General features: G+C 61.4%; 14 protein-coding genes and 5 pseudogenes. 13 read left to right on the top strand and 6 right to left on the bottom strand.

Annotation, left to right across the window (positions count from 1 at the left end; all coding sequences use genetic code 11):
• Positions 1 to 653: 653 nt before the first annotated feature.
• Together AC10V3_RS38720 and AC10V3_RS38725 are read right to left on the bottom strand one after the other, a co-directional pair.
• Positions 654 to 1,594, bottom strand: a pseudogene (locus AC10V3_RS38720) (transposase); the annotation flags it as partial.
• A gap of 62 nt (positions 1,595 to 1,656) precedes the next feature.
• Positions 1,657 to 2,646 (bottom strand): annotated as a pseudogene (locus tag AC10V3_RS38725) (IS5 family transposase); the annotation flags it as partial.
• 157 nt (positions 2,647 to 2,803) lie between these two features.
• Here AC10V3_RS38725 and AC10V3_RS38730 point away from each other — a divergent pair.
• From AC10V3_RS38730 to AC10V3_RS38745, 4 genes and pseudogenes are all read left to right on the top strand, one after another.
• Entirely contained in the window at positions 2,804 to 3,406 is a 603-nt protein-coding gene (locus AC10V3_RS38730; RefSeq protein ID WP_490924342.1) for a tyrosine-type recombinase/integrase, read from the top strand.
• Between the two features lies 1 nt (position 3,407).
• On the top strand, positions 3,408 to 4,403 hold the full coding sequence (locus tag AC10V3_RS38735) for a tyrosine-type recombinase/integrase (RefSeq protein WP_490924343.1): 996 nt from the start codon (positions 3,408 to 3,410) through the stop codon (positions 4,401 to 4,403).
• A 103-nt stretch (positions 4,404 to 4,506) separates the two neighbouring features.
• Positions 4,507 to 4,890 (top strand): annotated as a pseudogene (locus AC10V3_RS38740) (tyrosine-type recombinase/integrase); the annotation flags it as partial.
• A 10-nt stretch (positions 4,891 to 4,900) separates the two neighbouring features.
• Positions 4,901 to 6,082 carry an IS91 family transposase gene (locus tag AC10V3_RS38745; RefSeq protein WP_490924684.1) on the top strand — a complete coding sequence of 394 codons (1,182 nt, stop codon included), beginning with the start codon at positions 4,901 to 4,903 and terminating at the stop codon, positions 6,080 to 6,082.
• A gap of 1,042 nt (positions 6,083 to 7,124) precedes the next feature.
• Here the strand turns inward: AC10V3_RS38745 and AC10V3_RS38750 are convergent.
• Positions 7,125 to 7,850, bottom strand: a complete 726-nt coding sequence (locus tag AC10V3_RS38750) for an IS6 family transposase (RefSeq protein ID WP_490924344.1) — start codon at positions 7,848 to 7,850, stop codon at positions 7,125 to 7,127.
• 76 nt (positions 7,851 to 7,926) lie between these two features.
• Here AC10V3_RS38750 and kce point away from each other — a divergent pair, with 76 nt between their 5' ends.
• Positions 7,927 to 8,796, top strand: a complete 870-nt coding sequence (kce, locus tag AC10V3_RS38755) for a 3,5-dioxohexanoate:acetyl-CoA acetone transferase (RefSeq protein WP_490924345.1) — start codon at positions 7,927 to 7,929, stop codon at positions 8,794 to 8,796.
• A 235-nt stretch (positions 8,797 to 9,031) separates the two neighbouring features.
• Complete coding sequence (locus tag AC10V3_RS38760; protein ID WP_490924346.1) at positions 9,032 to 9,778, top strand: SDR family NAD(P)-dependent oxidoreductase; 747 nt, start codon at positions 9,032 to 9,034, stop codon at positions 9,776 to 9,778.
• 232 nt (positions 9,779 to 10,010) lie between these two features.
• Here AC10V3_RS38760 and AC10V3_RS38765 read toward each other — a convergent pair.
• Positions 10,011 to 10,171 (bottom strand): annotated as a pseudogene (locus tag AC10V3_RS38765) (IS6 family transposase); the annotation flags it as partial.
• 126 nt (positions 10,172 to 10,297) lie between these two features.
• On the bottom strand, positions 10,298 to 11,455 hold the full coding sequence (locus AC10V3_RS38770; RefSeq protein WP_490924347.1) for a porin: 1,158 nt from the start codon (positions 11,453 to 11,455) through the stop codon (positions 10,298 to 10,300).
• A gap of 812 nt (positions 11,456 to 12,267) precedes the next feature.
• On the opposite strand from AC10V3_RS38770, the gene AC10V3_RS38775 reads away from it, so the two are divergent.
• The 4 genes and pseudogenes from AC10V3_RS38775 to AC10V3_RS38790 form a co-directional block, all read left to right on the top strand.
• Complete coding sequence (locus AC10V3_RS38775) at positions 12,268 to 12,945, top strand: SDR family NAD(P)-dependent oxidoreductase (RefSeq protein WP_490924348.1); 678 nt, start codon at positions 12,268 to 12,270, stop codon at positions 12,943 to 12,945.
• Positions 12,946 to 13,105: 160 nt separating this feature from the next.
• Positions 13,106 to 14,641: an IS21 family transposase gene (istA, locus tag AC10V3_RS38780; RefSeq protein ID WP_490924685.1), complete on the top strand. Its 1,536-nt coding sequence runs from the start codon at positions 13,106 to 13,108 to the stop codon at positions 14,639 to 14,641.
• A 21-nt stretch (positions 14,642 to 14,662) separates the two neighbouring features.
• Positions 14,663 to 15,415, top strand: a complete 753-nt coding sequence (gene istB / locus AC10V3_RS38785) for an IS21-like element helper ATPase IstB (protein ID WP_316157628.1) — start codon at positions 14,663 to 14,665, stop codon at positions 15,413 to 15,415.
• A 130-nt stretch (positions 15,416 to 15,545) separates the two neighbouring features.
• Positions 15,546 to 15,682, top strand: a pseudogene (locus AC10V3_RS38790) (short-chain dehydrogenase); the annotation flags it as partial.
• Between the two features lie 486 nt (positions 15,683 to 16,168).
• On the opposite strand, the gene AC10V3_RS38795 reads toward AC10V3_RS38790, so the two are convergent.
• Positions 16,169 to 17,056: a LysR family transcriptional regulator gene (locus AC10V3_RS38795; RefSeq protein ID WP_490924349.1), complete on the bottom strand. Its 888-nt coding sequence runs from the start codon at positions 17,054 to 17,056 to the stop codon at positions 16,169 to 16,171.
• Positions 17,057 to 17,415: 359 nt separating this feature from the next.
• Here AC10V3_RS38795 and AC10V3_RS38800 point away from each other — a divergent pair, with 359 nt between their 5' ends.
• The 3 genes from AC10V3_RS38800 (at position 17,416) to AC10V3_RS38810 (ending at position 21,298) form a co-directional block, all read left to right on the top strand.
• Positions 17,416 to 18,462, top strand: coding sequence for an AraC family transcriptional regulator (locus AC10V3_RS38800; protein WP_490924350.1), 1,047 nt, complete (start codon positions 17,416 to 17,418; stop codon positions 18,460 to 18,462).
• An 80-nt stretch (positions 18,463 to 18,542) separates the two neighbouring features.
• Entirely contained in the window at positions 18,543 to 19,628 is a 1,086-nt protein-coding gene (locus AC10V3_RS38805; protein WP_490922279.1) for an IS630 family transposase, read from the top strand.
• Between the two features lie 74 nt (positions 19,629 to 19,702).
• Positions 19,703 to 21,298: a phytoene desaturase family protein gene (locus AC10V3_RS38810; RefSeq protein WP_490924351.1), complete on the top strand. Its 1,596-nt coding sequence runs from the start codon at positions 19,703 to 19,705 to the stop codon at positions 21,296 to 21,298.
• Positions 21,299 to 21,328: the final 30 nt, after the last annotated feature.

Genomic DNA, 21,328 nt, shown 5'->3' on the forward strand with positions numbered 1-21,328 from the left:
CACTAGGGTCAGCTAGTCAACCAAACAAACCACTTCAACTGCCTCCCTTCGCCATGTGGCCGGCTTTCCCGACCTCGGACTACTACGGAGGCTCCGCCAGTTTGCACATCATCGGGGGCACACTCCCTTGGCATCTGTGCAAACCTTCCCCAGTTCACATGCTGGACTCACCGCATGAGCGAGGTTGCCTGTCGCAGTCTTTATCCTTGCTTGCCGCAAGTCGTCGCGGGCACCACGATCTAGCTGCGCGCTCCCCGTGGTTCCATGCTGACCAGCATACTTGTCCAGTCAGTACTCGTGCCCCCGGACCATGGATGTGCCCGGAAACAGCCCGCGTCCTGCCCATAAAGCGGTGTGGGCAGGGGTGACATTTCAACCCTCAGATGCGTTTCAACAGGTTCGTGTTCCTCAACCGTCCCATGCTCAGCCTAGAGACTCATCTTGGCGTAACCGCTTCGCCGCAAGCCCCGTTTCCCACGGACTACGTCACCCTGCCAGTGTCAGCAGGTCACCGCCGCTTCGGCTCACTTCCCCTCGCAGCAGAGGAAGGGCATACCCCGGTACTGCAATGTCACTTCCACCGGGTCCTGCATTCCAAACATGCTCAAGCAGCTTCACCCCCAAACGGGCGGGCTACGCTGGCTGGGCGTACTCCAGGTGATGTCCCAGCTCCACACCTGATTGGGCCCGGTGGCGCAATGGCTGGTCACCACCCGGGCCGAGGGCTTGCGCGCACGACCGCGGTGATGCTGCTGCGACGCGCTACGCAAGACACGATAGAAGCTCGACTCCGAGGCCACGTACTGGCCGCAGTCCGCCAGCGTCGGGACGATCTGGCTGGGCGGCAAACTGGCAAACTCCACGCTGTTGGCTACCTCAAGAATTAGCTGGCGTTCCGGCTCGCTGAGCTTGTTGGCTGGCGCTGGCCGCTCAGTGGTGGTGCGAGCATCTGCGACCACCTCATCGCCCTCCTGAACCCAGCGCTGGAAGGTGCGCAAGCTCAGACCCAACTCGTCGCAAGCCTGGGCCAGTCGGCAGCCTGAGCGTTCTGCCTCTCGAATCAACGATATACACAACCGGCGATCTGGGACGCTGATCAGTCGTCCTCTTTTTCTCCCCAAATCGCCCGGGCTTTTTTTCTCAGAATCAGCAACGCGGCCGCTTCCGCCAGCGCCTTCTCCTTTCGCTGTAATTCCTTCTCAAGCTGCTGGATGCGCTTCTTGTCACCCTTGGACTGAAGCCGTTGTTCTCGCGCCTGTTCACCGGCGTTGGCATTGGCCGATCGACAGGCCTCTCGCCAGGCAGCGATCTGCTCCGCGTAAAGACCCTTGCGGCGGCAATACTCCGCCAATTCCGCTTCATTGAGCGGCGCGGTTTCCAGCACCACCGCAAACTTGTCTGCCGAGGACCAGGCCTCGGGGTTCTTTCCATCTCCCGGCACCGGGACTCCTTGCGCTTTCATCTGTCGACGCCAAGCATACAGCGTTTGCTCAGTGATCCCCGTCTGCTTTGCCAGCGCCGACACCAACGCATTCTCGGGCGGCATCATGCGGCGCAACAGCGCTTCCTTTCTCTCTGCTGAATAGGCTCTCATTCACTCTGACTCTACCGCCCCCAGACTGGGTCAATCGAAATCAGGTAACACGACAACTATTCTGACGCCGGGGGGCTACGTGCACCGACGATGAGTCCCTGATTAGCGGTAATCGCCAGGCTCACCTTCACGCCGAACTCGTAGGGCTGACGGGCCTTGCCCTTGGCGACACACTCCACCTCGGGAGCGTGCAGAGCGTAGAGCTTGTTCTTGTCCTTGGCACGTTGCTGCGCAATGCGTCGGGCGCGTTCGAGCCAGGGACGCAGACGCTGTCGCTGATCCTCAGCGAGCGCCGTCATCTTGCGTTCGATATCACGTAGTACGCGGCCGAGCACGGTGCGCTGGCGCTTGAGCACGGTTCTCAGCCGTTTGAACTGCTTGGCATGCGCATAACCACCCGCACGAAATCGCAACGACTTGCCTTCCCTGGCAAAGCTCTGCTTAAGCTGAATGCCGGCGCGTTTGGCCAGTTGCACCACCTTGGCCCGCGCAACCTCCAGCAGCCGGCTGTCGGTCGGATAGGCAATGGCCTTCTCTTGCACCGTGGTGTCGACGATGACCCGTTCGAACTCAGCCGGTTTGATCACCTTCATTTGCACGGCGGCAGCGATCGTGCTGCCCAGCAGTTCCTCGACGCCAGCCTCGCCCAGGGCCTGTCGGAAACGCACGAGGTTCGTCGGGTCACACGGCAGCCGCATTTGGAAGTACTCCTCGCCGCAGAAGTACTGCCAGTACACGTTCTCCGCCCAGCGCTCACACACCGACTCATCGCTTTCGTTGTAGGCGTGCTTGAGGTAGAGCAGCCCGACCATCAGTCGGATCGGCAGGCGAGGCCGGCCAGCGGCGCTGACACTTGCACCGGCCACTGCGCACGTCGGCCCGAACAAGTCCTCGCCGACCACGTTGCGGCCATCCTGCGCCTTGCGTGCAAACACTGGTGCTAGGGCCGCCTCAATGTCATTCCATGGCATCCGGCTCGCCAGTACTGCCAGCGGATGGCGAAGATCAATCATCCCGTCCAAGCGGCTGCGAAAGAAGTCCGGTGTGCTCATCGGCAAGGCCCTCAAATCTCCCAGGATCTGAATCAGATTCATAATCGATCTGGGAGTTCGGCACGCAGCGCAATTCTTCCGAAGCCTTGCTGCGCCTTACTCTTCAGCATTCTGCAGGGCTGACTACGTATATACAGTTGATGAGCTAAAGCGTTTAGTGGCGGCAACTGACATACTTCAAACACCGTTGTCTCCAATGTTGGCTCAAACCATGCGTAGCCTGCTTCTGCTTCTTTATGGAACAGGGATGCGCATTGGCGAGGCACTATCGCTCACACTACGGGATGTCGACCTGAGGAACAGTGTGCTGACGGTCCGCGATGGCAAGTTCTTCAAGGACCGTGTGGTTCCCATTGGCCCACGGCTGGCAATCGTTTTGAACGACTATCTGTCATGTCGTCGTCAGCTCCCGATGCCAGATGGTGATAAGTCAGCGTTTCTTGCTACGCGTACCGGCCTTCACCTGGACTACAAGCGTGTAAATAAGCTGTTTTGCCGGCTTCGCCGGGCTGCACAGATTCAGCGCGAGTCCACGGCGCGTTACCAGCCTCGTATTCACGACATTCGACACGCCAGCGCCGTTCATCGGGTCATCGCGTGGTATCGCGCCGGCGCCGATGTGCAACGCCTGTTGCCGCAACTGGCGACTTACCTGGGGCACGTTGACTTGAGATCCACCCAGCAGTACCTCAGCATGACCCCAGAGCTGCTGCGGGAAGCCAGTATGCGCTTTGACCGCTACGCGCAATCGGAGGTGTGAGATGCGTGACAATAACTCGATCGGGCCATGGATACGCAGGTTCCTGCTGGAACATGTTGCCACAGACCGCAATCTCGCTCGCAATACCCAACTCAGTTACCGCGACACGCTGGCCCTCCTACTTCCGTTTCTGAGCAAGGCACTAGACAAGCCTGTCGATCGCCTTTCGGTCGATGATCTCTCGCCAGCCAGTGTACGATCGTTTTTGCGGTATCTGGAGAAGGAACGTGGCTGCAGCGGAACTACGCGCAATCTGCGTCTGGCGACGATCCATTCGCTTGCGAAGTTCATCGGCATGCATAGTCCGGAGCATGTGGCATGGTGTGCAGCAATACGGGGCGTTCCTTTCAAAAAGACGGCATCATCGACTCTGACGTATCTGGACAAGCCGGAAATGGAGGCGTTACTGCACACGCCCGACCCGCACACGACTCTGGGAATGCGGGACCACGCCTTGTTGCTGTTTATCTATAACACCGGTGCGCGAGCCGACGAGGCTGCGCACCTGTCCGTGGGCGATATCAGCTGGGGCAACTCTCCTGCAGTACGCCTGGTTGGCAAGGGTAACAAGCTGCGCTGGTGCCCCATCTGGCCGCGTACCGCAGCCGTCTTAAAGCCGCTTGTTGCCGGACGTGCGTGCGAAGAATTCGTGTTTCGTAACCGGCTCAATGAACCGCTGACTCGGTTCGGTATCTATGCTGTCGTCCGTCGAACGGTTGCACAAGCGAGTCGGGCTTTGCCGTCGCTCCTGGCAAAGTCCATCAGCCCCCATTGCCTGAGGCATACCTGTGCGGTTCATATGCTTCGTTCCGGCGTGGACATCAACACGATTCGGGCCTGGTTGGGGCATGTCTCCCTGGATACCACCCATATCTACGCGGAGGTCGACCTGGAAATGAAAGCTAAAGCGCTTGCTCACTGCGATCTGCCGAAAGAAACAAGGAGCAGGCCCTGGCATACTGATGCTGGCCTCATGAGTTTCCTGAAGGCGCTATGACGCTTGATTAGCGGACAAAGGTAATGTTGCCGCGTTTTGGAACGGAATGCCGCCCGAATAGTATTCCGGTCGTCGCGGCAACATAACTTTTGACAACACATTTGGCCGCAAGGACCGCTACGCCATGCTCTCGCCCGTGCTGCTCGAACGACTGCGCGTCTGGTGGCGTGTCGCGCATGCCCAGGGCAAGATGCTCGACGGTGGCTGGCTGTTCCCGGGCCTCAATCCGATCGAGCCGCTCAGTGTCCGTCAACTCAATCGCGCCATCCATGCCGCCGCCCAGGATGCACAGATTGATAAACGCGTATCCATGCATACGCTGCGACACAGCTTCGCCACCCACCTGCTCGAACAGAAGGTCGACATCCGCGTGATTCAGGTACTGCTCGGGCATAAGAAGCTGGAGACCACCGCGCTTTACGCCCAGGTCGCTACTGATCTGCTGCGCGAGGTCGTCAGCCCGCTGGAGAACATCCGCTCCACCTAGGCGTTGCGCCATCGAGCCTGTCGTGCTCGAGGTCGCGGATATCTTCCGCCTCCATGGGCCGGCCTGGCGACAGACTGCACACCTGAGCCTGGCGCAATTGCAAGTCATGTCGGCCATCGAACAGTGCCGAACCGGGGCACTGGGAGGGCATGTACTGCGCTGTTCCGGCTGTGCCAGGCTTGAGGTGTCCTATAACTCCTGCCGCAACCGGCATTGCCCCAAGTGTCAAGCCAGCGCTGCGCATCGCTGGCTCGAAGCGCGCAGCGAGGATCTGCTCCCCGTGGACTACTACCACATCGTGTTCACGCTGCCTGCGCCCATCAGTGCCATCGCCTGGTACAACAAGGCGGTGATCTATGGCCTCCTGTTCGATGTCGCCGCCGACACCCTGCGCACCATCGCCGCCGACCCGAAGCACCTCGGCGCGCAGATTGGCGCCACCCTGGTGCTGCACACCTGGGGATCGGCACTCACGCATCATCCGCACGTGCATGGCATCGTGCCCGGCGGAGGCCTGTCACTGGATGGCGAGCGGTGGGTAGCGTGCCGCCGCGGCTTCTTCCTGCCGGTGCGCGTGCTCTCGCGCTTGTTCCGACGCCGCTTCCTCGAGGCCCTCCAGGCTGCGCATGATCAGGGTCAGTTGCAGTTCTTCGGCGACTACGCCGCGCTCGCCGATCCGGCTGCCTTCGCGTTGTGGCTTGCGCCGCTTCGCACCTCCGAATGGGTCGTGTATGCCAAGCGACCGTTCGCCGGGCCAGAGGCGGTGCTGGTCTACCTGTCGCGCTACACCCACCGCGTGGCGATCTCCAACCAGCGCCTGCTCGCCATGGACGAGCGTGGCGTGACCTTCCGCTGGAAGGACTACCGGGCCAAGGGTCGCACCCGCTACAAGACCATGACGCTGGACGCCGGGGAGTTCATGCGGCGCTTCCTGTTGCACGTGCTGCCGGGCGGCTTCCACCGCATCCGGCACTACGGCCTGCTTGCCAACCCGGTGCGCCGCGCAAACCTGGCCCGAGCGCGTGAACTGTTGAAGGTCGTACCTACGGTGGCCACTCCACCTGATGACACCGATCTCGCTGCGCCGACGCCCTTCCTCTGCCGGCACTGTGGTGCACCAATGCTCATCATCGAGATCATCCCGCGCGGTGCCGGCATCCGCGGACCGCCACCACAGCGAGTCCTTGCATGAAGCCAAACGTCCTACGCATCCAACCCGATCGTCGGCTCTTCGGAGAGCGGAGCCGCAAGCGGACAGTCGTGCTCGCTGTCCCGGGCTGCCTCATTGGACACTCGCAGCGTCCTAACGGTCCTGAACTGCGTGACCTCCCGCCATGCCTACACCCGCTTCACGCCTCGCTTCCTCGCCATCCCCTCGCTCTGTTGATCAAGCAAACGCTTGAATCGCCATAGCCCTGCACACGCCGCATCGCAGCACTCCGCGGTTTCCTCCCCCGAGGATTGTTCGACGCCTGCCCACAGGCGCCACCGCCCCTCACAGTCCGGCAGAACAGGGCAGACATCAAACAATCCTTAACAATTTGCGCCAGTCATTCTTGTTGCACTCAACGACCGAGATGTGCCGAGCGGCTGTGTGGCCGGCGAGACATGTCGGACGGATGACGTGGCGCAAACGAACGATCGCCGCCCTCCGAAAATTGCCCACGAGCCCCCGGGGAGGACCGTACCGGCGCCCGCTAACGCGCATACCAGCGGGAGATTATGATTTCCGAGCGCGTCACCAAAATCGAAGCCCGGATGGAGGCACAAGCACATGAACCTGCCTTGACCAGCACAAGTAGGATTCGCGCTACCGAGCTTGCGCCATGTTGCGCCATGTGTCGGATCAGCACGCTTGCCTGCGCGGCTGGGTTAAGCATAAAGCTCAAGCAAGGTGCGCTGATGCAGACCTATACTTCATTCGATTCTCAAGGCGCACAGTCCCATGGGCGTGCGGTCGCGGTAAAGCATACGCGCAGGAGAAATAATCGTGAGAATAAACGATCACACGCTACGGCGCTTCAAGCGTGCCGTCCTCGTCTCAGCGCTCTTTTTGACAATCGGCCAACCGGCATATTCCCAACAGCCTCCGACGCCAAAGCCGGGGCAAACCGCTGCCGTGCAGGAGACCGCATCTCAGGCGCAAGCTCGGGCGATCCTGATGCGGATGGCTGAGTTCCTGGTTTTGTCGCGATAAGGAGTAGTACCAGCCGGGGATCGCCGAGGTGCTGCGCTTATGCGACCAGCGAGTAAAATTGCTCGGCAGCGGACGGACTGCTCCCCTTTGGGGTGACCACCTGCCCTTTGCGGATCATGTGCATGGTCTCGATGCCACCCAGGATAATGCGGGCGCAACGAAAATTCTGGAATCCCAGCATCGGCCTGACCCGGCGTTTGATGGACCGGTGGTCCTGCTCGACGAGGTTGTTCAGGTACTTGTTTTGCCGGATCTTGATGGGAGTTTCCCTTTTGGCATTGATGGCCTGCAGGGCAGCCAGATTAGCGCCACTCTTGTCCACCGTGACCGTCTGTGGAACTCCGTTGCCGGCGATGGCCTTCTCGAAGAAGCGCCGGGCAGCGGCCGTGTCACGGCGTGCACACAACAGGAAATCAATGGTCTTGCCGGCCTTGTCCACGGCCCGGTAGAGATACTTCCATTGCCCCTTGACCAAGATGTAGGTTTCGTCCATGCGCCAGCTGGCGCCCACCGAACGATGATGCCTGCGAAATGCCTTCTCGAATACCGGCAGCAGCTTGATCACCCAGCGATGCACGGTGGAATGGTCCACCGGGATGCCGCGTTCGGCCATCATTTCCTCCAGATCGCGCAGACTCAGTGAGTACGCTACGTACCACCGCACGCATAGCAGGATCACGTCCAGCGGGTAGTGCAGGCGCTTGAGCACCTTGGCAATCCCTGCCGGCAGGCTCTTCCGTGGGCGCTTGGTCTGATGGCTCATCTTCTGGCTTCGCGGTTCGAGACCCCACATTCTACGTCGACACCCTTACTGCGACGGAACCATCCACACTCCCACGATGTCGCCTTATCTCCCCATTAGCGCGCAGGAAATTGAAGAAGAGGCTGTTGCCGCGGCCGAGGCCGGCGCCTCGATCGTCCATCTCCATGCCCGCAAGCCGGAGAATGGCCAGCCGTCCCAGGACCCCGCGCTCTTTCGTGAATTCCTTCCGCGCATTGCGGCTCGCTCCGACGTGGTGATCAACCTCACGACGGGCGGCGCCCCCAACATGCTCGTCGAAGAGCGCCTGCAGCCGGCGCTGCAACTCAAGCCCGAGGTTGCCTCGTTGAACATGGGGTCAATGAATTTCGGGCTGTATCCGATGCTCGCCCGGCACAAGGAGTTCAAGTACGACTGGGAGCGTCCCTATCTGGAGGGTTCGGAGGACCGCGTCTTCCGCAACTCGTTCAAGGAGATCCGCTACATCCTGGAGTCGTGCGCCGACAACGGTACCCGGTTCGAGGTCGAATGCTACGACACCAGCCATCTCTATACCGCTGCGCACTTTGCTGACCGCGGCATCCTCAAGGCGCCGTTCTTCATCCAGTCTGTGTTCGGACTGCTCGGTGGCATCGGCACGCATCCCGAGGACGTCATGCATATGCGCCGCACCGCCGAGCGCCTGTTCGGCAAGGACTACTACTGGTCCGTGCTCGGCGCCGGTCGCAGCCAGATGCCGATTGCGTCGATGGCGGCTGCCATGGGCGGAAACGTCCGCGTGGGACTGGAGGATTCGCTGTGGGAGGGTCCGGGCCGGCTGTCCACCAGCAATGCCGAGCAGGTCAAGCGCGTCGTTGGTGTCTTGAAATCCCTGAACCTTGAAGTTGCCACGCCGGACGAGGCGCGTAACATGCTTCAACTGAAGGGCAAGAACGCTGTCGCGTTTTGACGAGGCGAAGGTCCTCTGGCGGCCAGTGGTCCTGGCCGCGGGGGCCAGTCGCGGCATCTGTCACGGTGCCTTCCTTGAGCAGCACCTCCTGCTCAAATCCAGGTCTATGTGAGCTTGCTTCACGCACTCGTTTTGCCTGGCAAGACTTCGGCTGAGCATTCTGGCATGTGCGCTTTTTTCAGCATCTTCCCCAGGCTTACGAATGGCTTCTCTTAAATTGTCCAAGGAAATTCTCATGTCTCATCCTGTTGTCTTGATTACCGGTGCGACGGCTGGCATCGGCCGCGCGACGGCGCTTGCCTTTGCGGCCAAAGGCGCGCGACTGGTCTGTTCGGGGCGGAACGCTGCCGCCGGAGAAGCCCTTATCTCGGAACTGCGGCAGCTCGGCGCGGAAGCGGACTTCCTCGCGGCCGATATCAGTCGTGAAGACGATGTCATCCGTCTTGTCGGGCATGCCATCGAGCGCTTTGGATGCCTCGATATCGCAGTGAACAGTGCCGGAACGGAAGGAACACCGGGATCGATCGTCGAACAGACCGTCGAGTCATACACGACGACCTTCGACGCGAATGTCCTTGGAACGTTCCTCTGCATGAAGCACCAGTTGCGCGCGATGATCTCGCAGAAGCGTGGGGCGGTTGTCAATCTCTCATCCACAATGGGCAGCCGCGGTAACCCGCGAAATCCGATGTATGTGGCAAGCAAGCATGCGATCGAGGGCCTCACCAAGTCCGCGGCGCTCGACGCCATAAATTCGAATGTCCGCGTCAACGCCGTGGCGCCAGGGCCGATTGAAACGGGCATGCTCGGCCGCATTGCCGGCGGCGAGGATCGGATCGCGGCGGTCGCCGCAACGATCCCCGCAGGACGCGTCGGCACGCCGGAAGAAGTCGCCGATGCGATTATCTTCCTGGCATCCGACCAGTCCACGTACATCACGGGCCAGATCCTTCACGTGAATGGTGGGAAGACTGCCGCGTAGTATTCGTGGCGTTCTTACGCTCTCCCAAGCGCGGCCTCGGACTGGACTGGAAGCCGGTTGGGGACCATAGCGGTGACGTAGCAGGGCCCGCAACGCCTGAGGGGCTGTCAAATTCATCTGGCGAGCTACGCCCCGCCGCCTCGACGGGCGGCGGGGCTAACTGTCAACCTTGCCGCGGTCGACCTAACCTGGTGGCTACCGTGCCCATTGCCCGGAAAGCGCCAGTCGGATCTTAGGTGAATTCGGTGAATTCACGCCGGGCCAGGAAGCGAGCGGCGAGTTGTTTGCGGTACGCGAAGTGCGCAGCAGGTGTCGCTTCAGGGCGAAGTGCTGACGGATTGGCCCAAATCGCGAGCGAAAGGCCGGGGTGCATTTCGGTTCGCGAAATGCCCGGCGTGCGGCGGCCAACGCCTGAACATCGGATTCGTAGTCCGAGATCCGAACGCCGCACTCGACGTGCCACCCACTTTGGGAGAAGCGTGACACGTCGTCACTTTGCAGTCTCTGGACTGCAGACTCTTAGAACACGTGACGGATACCCACAGCAACGCCAAACATCGAGTTCTGGCCATTGGGGAGCGCGTAACTGTTCAATGTAAGACTGGTGGCGAAATTGCTTGCCGCCGATTCCATGGCCAAGCCAGCGTTCTTTGAATAGGCCGTGGTCAGGTAGATGTCGGTACGCTTCGAGAACGCGTAGTCTGCAATCAGGGCGATCTGCCAGGGATTGGCAACGTGGGTGTTCCCTCCCAGGTTCTTTACGTTCTGGTAGTCGTACTCGAGCGTGAAATCGAGAGCCGGCGAGAATCGGTATTGACCGCCAACCCAGTAAAAATCGTCACGTTGAATCAATGTGCCGGTTTGATTCTTGTTCTGACCCCAGCGGTAACCGCCCATTACTTTCGCCGTGCTGTTGAGGGCGTAGCTGGCCATGACAGCAGCCTTCTTGAAGGTGCCGTTGCCAGTGCCGATCGTCGGATTCCACTGGTCATAGCCGATGCCTACCCCAAAAGGCCCGGCAATATAGTTTAGCCCTGCACCATAGCTCGTGTCGCGGCGGAACTGCCCAGGCACTTCACCGCTGCCACCAGCAGTCGGGAGGGTGGCAGCGACCTGCGGAAGTGTCGTGCCCACGCCAAACGACCAGTTGGCCATTGCCGTGAGCCCGCCGAAAACGCCGGTGTACTTCACTGCGTTGTCTTGACGGAAGTTGCCACCTGCCATCACGCCGGTAGGCTCATACTGGCTGGCATATCGAGCCGGGATAAAGTTGGCTAGCGTGGAGAACAACGAATGGTATTGCCGACCGAAAGTGATCTGACCGTATTGCGAGCTAAGGCCAACAAAGGCCTGGCGACCAAACAAACGGCCACCCTGTTGCATGGTGCCGGTATCGCTGTTAAAGCCGCTCTCCAGAACGAAAACCGATTTCAGTCCGTTGCCGAGGTCTTCCGTGCCGCGAAGACCCCAACGCGAGCCGGAGTATCCACCGGCGTCCTGGCGAAATACTCTGCCGCCCTGGCCCGGGTTGAATCCGTTACTCGCCGACGGCACCGCACCAACGTGGTTAACGTACTCGACGTTTACGTCCACCACACCATAAAGCGTTACGTTGGATTGTGCTTCGGCTGCGCCACACGCACAGATAGCGGCGAGGGTAAAAATCGTTCTTTTCATCTACTCGTTCCTCCTTGATCTATATTCTGGTTTCACTCTTGTGATGCTCGGCCACCATGACATGCAGCGTCAGCGTGCTGGGGGAGTGTCTGATGCCTCCGGCTTGTCCTGCTTGTTTTGCCGCGACTTCGAATTGCTGATCCGCGACACGTTGGGGCATACCCTACCCAGCATGCGAGCGGCACGCCGCGCATGCCACTTTCTGAGCTTCTGGACTCATCGCTATGCAAATCGCTGGGCGCCTTGTGCGCAGCGTCAGCGTGAACGGCTATATCGACCTGACAGAATCACTCGGGCACGAGTCCACAGGATTCTCAGAGCGGCTGGACTATCGGCGCGGCTGCTTCTAGGAAATATGCTTGAGGGTTCAAGGTGTTGGCGTTGTGGGACTTCGGCCCGTCCATGCTGGGCAGTTCTTTAGCCTCCAAGAATTTTTTAGGGATTGGAGCCGGCTATCCTGAGTATCGGAGCAGCTTTGCCCAATCTGTACCATGCGTAGTCGGGGTTCGAGCGACGCGCAGGAAAGCCGGCCTCTTGCGTCAGGACGCCTTTGGCGGGCACGCACCTTGGTGGATCTGGCCCGTGAACTACCAACTCCGCTGGCATCAGCTTCGCGTGGTGACGACGCGAGAAGCACAACGTTATCGTGGCTTATCGCCGCATCCCCGGTGCTGCCGGCCTCGGCTACTGACCTGGCAACTCCGCCGGCCAGCATTGTCGCGATCAGTCAAGCTGGTGGCATCCGGGATCAAGCGCAAAATGAAAAAGCCGCTCACAATGAGTCCCGCTATGTATCGACTCGAGGAGGAAGCGTGGATCTCAAATTGACCGGCAAGCGCGCCATCGTCACCGGTGGCAGCCGCGGCATTGGCAAGGCAATCGCGCGGCTCCTCGCCCAGGAGGGGGTAGATCTCATTCTCGCCGCACGCGGGCAGGCAGCACTGGAGGCGGCAGCGGTCGAACTCTCGGCCCAGACGGGACGCCGCGTCGTGGCACTGACAGTCGACACCGCCAGCCAGGCGTCCGTCGATGCCATGGTAGAACAGGCCATCGGAGCCTTGGGGGGCATCGATATCCTGATCAACGCGGCGGCACTGCCTGGCGGCATTTCACCAGCGACGGCGCTGGAACAGATCGTCGATGCGGAGGCGCTGGAAGACATCAACATCAAGGTCATTGGCTACCTGCGCACGGCACGCGCGCTTGCGCCGCACCTGATCGCCAATGGCTGGGGCCGGATCATCAACATCGGTGGCCTGGCCATCTATCGCACCGGCCGGCCCGTGGCGACCCTGCGCAACGTGGGCGTCGCGGCTATCACCAAGAGCATGGCCGACGAACTGGGCCCGAAGGGCATCAACGTCACCGCCGTCCATCCGGGCGCCACCCGCACGGAGCAGACGGACGCGGCCAGCGAGGCGCTCATCGCAACGCGGAATGCGTTTTCCGCGCCAAACTGGACACCCATTCCACGGCAAACTGGACACTGATTCCACGGCAATCTGGACGGCGATTCCAGCGCAAACTGGACACTGATTCCGCCTCAAACTGGACAGTTTGAGGCGGCCAAGAAGGGCGTAGCAACGCGGGATAACCGTGGCACTCTGGCAGATTTTTCCGGGGTGTCAGTTGGCCAACAAGAGGTTATCCATGCGTAAAATCCAAGAAGTATTGCGGCTGTATTTCGGCCACAGCCGATCGAAGCGAGAAATCGCTCGCATCATTGGCGTATCGCCGACCACCGTGTCCGATTACTTGGCACGTGCCAAGTTGGCGGGCCTGAGTTATCCGCTGCCGTCGGAGTTGGACGAACCGTCCCTGGAACGGCTGCTGTTCCCGCCCAGCGAGCCGTCTTCGGTGCAGCGACCAGCGCCGGACTGGCTGCGCGTCCACAACGAACTGCGCGGCAAGGGCGTGACACTGGAATTGCTGTGGCAGGAGTACAAGGCCGGGCAGGAGGACGGCTTCCAGTACAGCGCCTTCTGCGACCACTACCGGCGCTGGCGCCAGCGGCTGTCGCTGTCGATGCGCCAGACCTACACGCCGGGAGAGAAGCTGTTCATCGACTACGCCGGCCAGACGGTGGCCGTGACGGACGGTGCTACTGGCGAGATCAAGCAGGCCCAGATCTTCGTTGCCGTTCTGGGCGCGTCGAACTACACCTACATCGAGGCGACCTGGTCCCAACAACTGCCCGACTGGATCGCCAGCCATGTGCGTGCCCTGAACTTCTTCGGCGGTTGCACCGAGTTGTGGGTGCCGGACAATCTGCGCAGCGGCGTGACCAAGGCGTCGCGCTACGAGCCGGACCTTAACCCGACCTATCAGGACCTTGCCAACCACTACGGCGTGGCTGTGCTGCCGGCCCGCGTACGCCGCCCCAAGGACAAATCGAAAGTGGAGAATGCGGTGTTGGTGATGTCGCGCTGGGTGCTGGCGCGCCCGCGCCATCAGCGCTTCTTCGGCCTTGGCGAACTGAACCGCGAGATGCGTGCCCTGCTGACCGCCCTGAACCAACGCCCGTTCAAGAAGCTGCCCGGCAGCCGCGCCAGCGCCTTCGCCGAAATGGATCAACCAGCCTTGCGCCCCTTGCCAGCACAGCCCTATGAGTACGCCGAGTGGAAGCTTGCCCGAGTCGGCGTTGACTACCACGTCGAGGTCGACGGTCACTACTACTCGGTTCCTTACCAACACGCACGCGAGCAGGTCGATGTGCGCGTCACCGGAGCGACGGTCGAGATCTTCCGACACGGCCAGCGGCTGGCCAGTCATGCCCACTGCGCCTTCAAGGGCCGGCACACGACGGTTGACATGCATATGCCGCGGACCCACCGCGAGGTCGCAGGCTGGAGCGCGGAGAAACTGACCAGCCGGGCTACTGCCATCGGCCCCCGCTGCACCACGCTGGTCGAACGCTTGTTGCACCAGCGGCGCCATCCGCAGCAGGCGTTCCGCAGTTGCCTGGGTGTGCTTCGGCTGGGACAGGAGTTCGGCAACGCGCGCCTCGAAGCGGCCTGCGCGCTTGCGCTCAAACTCAACGCCGTGAGTTGGAAGAGCCTGCAATCGATCCTCAAGAATGGCCTGGACTTGCAGACTCCGCCGGGCGCGCAGCGCACGCTCGACCTGCCGGAGCACGAGAACCTGCGTGGCGCCCACTACTACCAATCGAACTCCATCCTGCACTGAAGCGCCAACGAAAGGAAAATGATGCTGCACCATCCCACCTACGACAAGCTGAACAAGCTGCGCCTGTTCGGCATGGCGCGCGCCTTGCACGATCAGGGCAGCCTGGACCTTGATCACCTCGGCTTCGAAGAGCGCCTCGGCCTGCTGGTTGACCGCGAGGCGACCGAGCGTGATGGGCGGCAGTTGGCTTTGCGCCTACTGCGCGCCAAGCTCAAGCCGAATACGGTTGCCGAAGACACCGACTACCGCCACGCACGAGGACTGGACAAGCCATTGTTCCAGCGCCTGCTGGCCGGGCAGTGGCTGTCTGAGAAGCAGAACGTGCTGCTGACCGGCCCGACGGGCGTGGGCAAGACTTGGCTCGCTTGCGCGCTGGCCCACCAAGCGTGCCGTCAGGGCTACAGCGCCTACTACGTGCGCTTGCCGCGCCTGCTCGACGAACTGAGCATCGGCCGAGCCGACGGCCGTTACACCAAATTGCTCAAGCAGTTGGCCAGAATTGACGCCTTGGTGATCGACGACTGGGGTCTGGCTGTCCTCGATGATGTGCACCGCCGCGATCTACTGGAGGTGCTCGACGACCGCCACGGCGCCCGTTCGACCATCGTCACCAGCCAATTGCCGATCGATCACTGGCACGCCGCCATCGGCGATGCCACATTGGCCGACGCGATCCTCGACCGGCTCGTCCATAACGCGCATCAGCTCACGTTGAAAGGTGATTCCATGCGAAAAATGCGCGCCCGTTTGACAGCGCAGACTGACCAGGAGTAAAACCCGAACTTCGACCCCGCGTCGCTGCGCCCGTAGTGTCCAGTTTGGCCTGGAACGCGTGTCCAGTTTGCGTTGGAACAGGTGCCCAGTTTGCGGCGGAGCGGGTGTCCAGGTTCGGCGGAATACGCAGCGGAACACACTTGGCCGCATCGTCGATGCTGGTGAGGTGGCAAACGTCGTGCATTCCTCGCCTCGCCGCTGAGTGTTGCCATCAACGGCGCTGCCATTCCGGTAGGCGGCGAGCTGCCGGGCGACATTCACTATTGAGCGAAGCTGACTGCTACCCTTGCGCTCTCCTGTCGCACCGCCGACACGCTGAAGGAAGCTCCCATAGTTGCGAATCGGGATCCAGGCGTAAGCCGTTAGCTGTCGTCCGTGGCTTGTATCAAGCCCCAGAAAACCATCGGTACCAGACCAGCGTCCATAAGCGCAACGTTATCGCGCCTTATGGCCGCATCCCGGCAATGCCAGCGCCTCACGTGCACCCCGGCCCGGCGCGCCGCGGCTACTCGTGACTCGCCAGAGATGGCGGAAGCGCAACGGCGGTAGCCGGCCAACTTCGGTCATGAACTGAGGCAAGCGCCAATGTCCGCCTGGGATCGAAACGGCCGGATAGCGACTAGCAACCGAGCACAGGCCCAGTTCAGCATCCGAGCCCAGGTAATTCGATCGGGGGGATCTGTTGCAGCTTCAATGGTATGCAGAGAAGCAGAGTCAAGTTCTATTGAGCGTATGCTCCGCGAAGGCCACCGCTCAATCGCGCAACCGCTCGGCGATCAACTCACGCAACAGTGGCAACGCTGGCGCCTCGCTACGGCCAGCCAACGTGATCAGACCATAATGCGCCTGGACCGCTATCGCGGGACGCACTGGCAACTCCACCAGGTCTGGCGCGGCTGCACGAATGGCGAGCATGACCACATTGCTCGTCTGCGTCAGCTCGATCAGGCTCGCCAGTGACGAGCATCGCAAATTGACACATTCATCGGGATGCCCGCCAGGCCCATAGGCCTCGATCATCGCGCGCACGACATCGTTGCCCAGGAGCGTCGACGCGATCGGGTAGGCACGCACGGCCTCCAAAGACAGTTCCCCTCGTTTGCGCGTCAACGGATGGCCACGGCGGCACATGAAGCCGCCCCGCATTTCGGCCAGGGGCTCAATACTCAGGTCAACCGCCGGCGCGACGTAGCGGGACTCCACCACTACCGCGTCAAGCATGCGATTTCGCAATGCTTCCACGAGGCGATCGGTATCGCCTTGCAGAATGTCAATGCGCACCGAAGCATCAGGATGCGCCATGCGCTGGAGCAACGGTACCGCGAGCAGCGCCGCCGGGCCTGCACCCATGCCCACGCGCAACAACGCATTGCGTCGGCTAAGCTTGCTCCGGCCAACGGCGACAAGTTCATCTGCGTCGGCCATCAGTTGACGTACACGCCCGAGTACATCGCGGCCGAAATGTGTAAGCTCGCTGCGCCGGCCCACGCGATCGAACAGCCGCTGTCCGAGTTCCACTTCCAAGGCGCGGATGCTGCGGCTCAGCGCCGGCTGAGTCAGGAAGAGCGCCTTGGCCGATCTGGTGAACGAACCCGTCTCGGCCAGCGAGAGGAAGTGTCTGAGTTGTACCAGCGTGACCATACTCGCAACCGGTCTTTCATGAGTAATTATTATCAATGATTGTATAACAATGCATTGGACGTCATAGAAGGAACAACCTACAGTGCGACAGTCCTGCGAAGGTGGTCGGGCAGCCTCGCAACGACCCGGATGTATGCGCCCCATCACATGCATCGCGATCGTTGCTTCCGCCACCCAGGCCTTGGTCGAGCCAGTTTCCTACGGTCAGCCCATCATCCACGTTGCCCAGACTGACTGAAAAACCTCGCTCCAATTGGGATCATTACGAATAGTTTAGATCTAAACTAACGTGTATCGTTTAAGCAGGGCTGCTCTTACGCAGCGACCGGCGGCGGTATTTTTTTGGAGGTACGCCAAGCATGGCAGTCAGACCGAACCTGGACCTTTCAAAAATCTATCGCGCCCCTGTATTCCAAACTCGCTCTGCCAGAGACGCCCAGTATGAGCTTAGCCGCCACTTGATCGACCACGGTCTACGCTGGCATCCAGGCGACGTCACGGCATCGCTGCATCGCCGGGAACTCGACCGGATCAGCCTGATGATTCTTCAGTACGGCACTGAGGTTGAAGTGTCGCCCCTGGCGTTTGACGATTTCGCCCTCGTTCAGATGCCACTGAGAGGATCCGTTCAAATCGAGTGCGAGGGAACGAACATCCGCGTTGCGCCGGGCGAAGTGGCGGTGGTGCCGCCGAGTTGCACCGTGCGACTCCTATGGGAACCAAGGTGTGAGCAGCTCATACTCAGAATTCCCAACAGCCTCCTGAAGGCTGACGACTGGGACCACCACAGGCTTTTGGAGAATGCCGACTCCCCCGCAAATATCTGCAAATGGGAAGATCCCGCGTATAAGATGCGCCCGGAGTTGCTTGAGCTATGGGTTGGCATGCTTCAGCAAGCCGTGGCCATGCTGCCTGCCGGCGCTGCAAACCCGCTCCATCCAGGCTGGCTCAATCATTTCGAGCAGACCTTGGCGAGTTTTGTCTACGCGCATCAACCTTCCATGCTGGAGTCGGCACAACACGCGCGTGAAGCAGAGGCGTCCGCATTGGGATATCGCCCCGGGCAATGCCCGCAGCTGGATCGCCTCGAGAGCTACATACGTAGCCGGCTGTTTGCGCCACTGTCCCTGGTCGACCTGGCGCGTGCCGCAGGTGTTACTACACGGACCCTCAACGCGATTTGCCACCGCCACCGGGGGGTCGCGCCCATGACGCTGGTGCGCAATTTGCGGCTGGACGCTGCCCGGCAGAGGCTCCTTTCGGGAGCGCCTACAAGCGTGACGGAGGTCGCCCTGGAGTATGGATTCGGACATCTGGGCCGCTTCTCATCGTACTACCGCGAACGTTTCGGTGAGTTGCCGAAACAGACCGGGCGCACGCTCAAGGAAGCCCAGTACTGCCGCTAGTGTAGCGTTCTGTTCTTGATGGAACTTATATGAATTCGGCGTCTCCAATGCGCTACTGCGACACAGCGTGGAGAGAGCGAGTGCGAGTTGCCCCCGAGATCATGTTGACCGACGAGGAGCGAACCAAGTTGACGAGGCTGGTTCGGTCGAAACTCACGAGCGTGAGGCTGGCGCAGCGCGCGCGTATCGTGCTGCTGGCCGCCAACGGAATGCAGAACAAGGACATCGCCGAGCAGTTGGGAGTCGGACGCGTGCAGGTCTCGCGTTGGCGTGAGCGATATGCGCAATCGGGGCTGGCCGGTATCGAACGCGACTTGCCGCGCGGTGCGCCGCCGGTGAAGGTGGACACGGCGCGGTTGGTGGAGCTGACCACTCAAGCCAAGCCCGTGGCGGCCACACACTGGAGCACGCGCAAGATGGCCGCCGAGTTGGGCGTGAGCGCCAGCACGGTCATGCGCCATTGGCACGCCCATGGGTTGAAGCCGCACCTCGTGCGCGGCTTCAAGGTCTCGCGCGATCCGAAGTTCGTCGACAAGCTTGAGGACATCGTGGGCCTGTACATGTCGCCACCCGAGCACGCGCTGGTGCTGTGCTGCGACGAGAAGAGCCAGGTGCAGGCGTTGGATCGCACACAGCCCGGGCTGCCGCTGAAGAAGGGGCGCGCGGCCACCATGACCCACGATTACAAGCGCAATGGCACGACCACGCTGTTTGCCGCGCTCAACGTGCTCGATGGCCAGGTCATTGCCCAGTGCCAGCAGCGCCACCGCCATACCGAGTGGTTGAAGTTCCTGCGCAAGATTGACCGCGAGACGCCCAAGGACAAAACGCTGCATCTGATCGCCGACAACTACGCCACGCACAAGCATCCTGCGGTGCAAGACTGGCTGGCCAAGCATCCGCGATTCAACATGCACTTCACGCCCACCTCGGCGTCATGGCTGAACATGGTCGAGCGGTTCTTTCGCGACATCACGACCGAGCGACTTCGCCGCGGCGTATTCACCAGCGTGCCGGAACTGGTCGACGCCATCAACGAATACATCGCTCACCACAACACCAACCCCAAGCCGTTCATCTGGACCAAGAGCGCTCGCGACATCTTGCAGAAAGTCATTCGCGCCAACCGCCGCTTAAGTTCCAAACAGAATGGAACACTGCACTAGCCTCGGTCAAAAGCGGATAGCAAACTGCGCTTTGCGGATAGCCTGGACAAGGGGGCAGGCGCAATGATTGAGCCATGACTCAATCATGCGATCAGAAATTCGACGTAATCGTCGTTGGAAGCGGCATCAATTCCTTGGTGTGCGCAGCCCTGCTTGCGCGCAGCGGCCGCAGTGTCAAGGTACTGGAGCGCGAGGCGCAATTCGGCGGCTGCATCCGGACCGACGAGTTGACATTGCCGGGATTCCATCACGATACGCTCTCCACAGCGCACCCGCTTTTCCTCGTCGGACCAGCCTACGCCGCGCTCGGGAAAGCCCTGCATGCAGCGGGGCTTGAGTATTGCAACACGACACTGCCAACCGCGGTGTTGCTTCCCGATGGCAGGCATCTCGCGCTGTCCACCTCGCGCGAGCGCAATATCGCTGCGTTCGAGGGCGCGCATGGCAGCGATGGGATGGCCTACGCCGCGGCCTTGGACAAAATGGGTGCGCATGCGCCACTGGTCTTCAGCCTCCTCGGCAATGAACTGTGGCGCCTTGGTACGCTGCGGACTGTCGCCTGTGAAGCATGGAAGCAGGGTCCGCACGCGCTCGCCAGCTTCTTCGGCACCTCGCTTGCCCCAGCGAGCGCGTGGCTGCGCCAGGCCTTTCGCTCGGACCTGTCGGCGGCGTTGCTGGCGCCATGGGTATTGCACTGCGGGCTAGGTCCGGACGCACCCCTGTCGTCGCTGATGGCGCAGGTGGTAGCCCTGACACTGGAAGGCGTCGGCATGCCGATCGTAAAGGGCGGCAATGCAAACACCGTGCGTGCCTTTGAGCGTCTGATACGCGATGCGGGGGGTGCCCTCGAAACCCACGCGGATGTGGCCAGAATACTTGTCGAGCGTGGACGGGCCAGTGGCGTCGAACTTGCCGACGGCCGTATCTATCGCGCCAAGGATGTCGTCTGCAGCGTGACGCCCACACAGCTCTATGGCCGCCTGCTCGACGCCTCTCATGTGCCGGCCGAGGTCAGGAACCAGGCCGCAACGTGGCGCTACGGCAAGGGCAACATGCAGATCCACCTGGCGCTCGACGAGGCACCACAGTGGAATGCCGCTGCCCTTGGCCAAGTCGGCTATGTCCATTTGTCAGGAGGCGTCGACGCGATTTCGCGTGCGGTCAACGAGGCAGAGCGAGGCTTGCTGCCGGCTGACCCGACCATATGCGTGGCCCAGCCCACCGCATTCGACCCCACGCGCGCGCCGCCCGGCAAGCACATCCTCTGGATCCAACTCCCCGAATGCCCCCGCCATCCGGTTGGCGATGCCGCCGGCAAGCTGGCTGTCACACCCGACAGCGGCTGGACGACGGATCTGCGCGAGGCCTTTGCGGACCGCATCATCGACACGCTGGCCCGCCACATCCCCAACTTGGGCCGCAGCATCCTGGGGCGCGCGGTACTGTCGCCGGCAGACCTGGCGGCGCTCAACGTCAATCTGGTGGGCGGTGACCCCTACGGCGGCGATTGCAGCCTGGATCAGTCGTTCCTCTGGCGTCCGTCCCGTGCCACGCGCAACCACGCCACGCCCGTAGGACGGCTGTGGCATATCGGTGCCTCCACGCACCCCGGGCCAGGCCTGGGCGGCGCCTCGGGCTTCCACGTTGCCCGTGCCCTGGGCGCTGCCTGATCACAACCCGTTGCTATCCAAGACAGGAGC

This window comes from Cupriavidus sp. PB-02 (assembly GCF_058252315.1).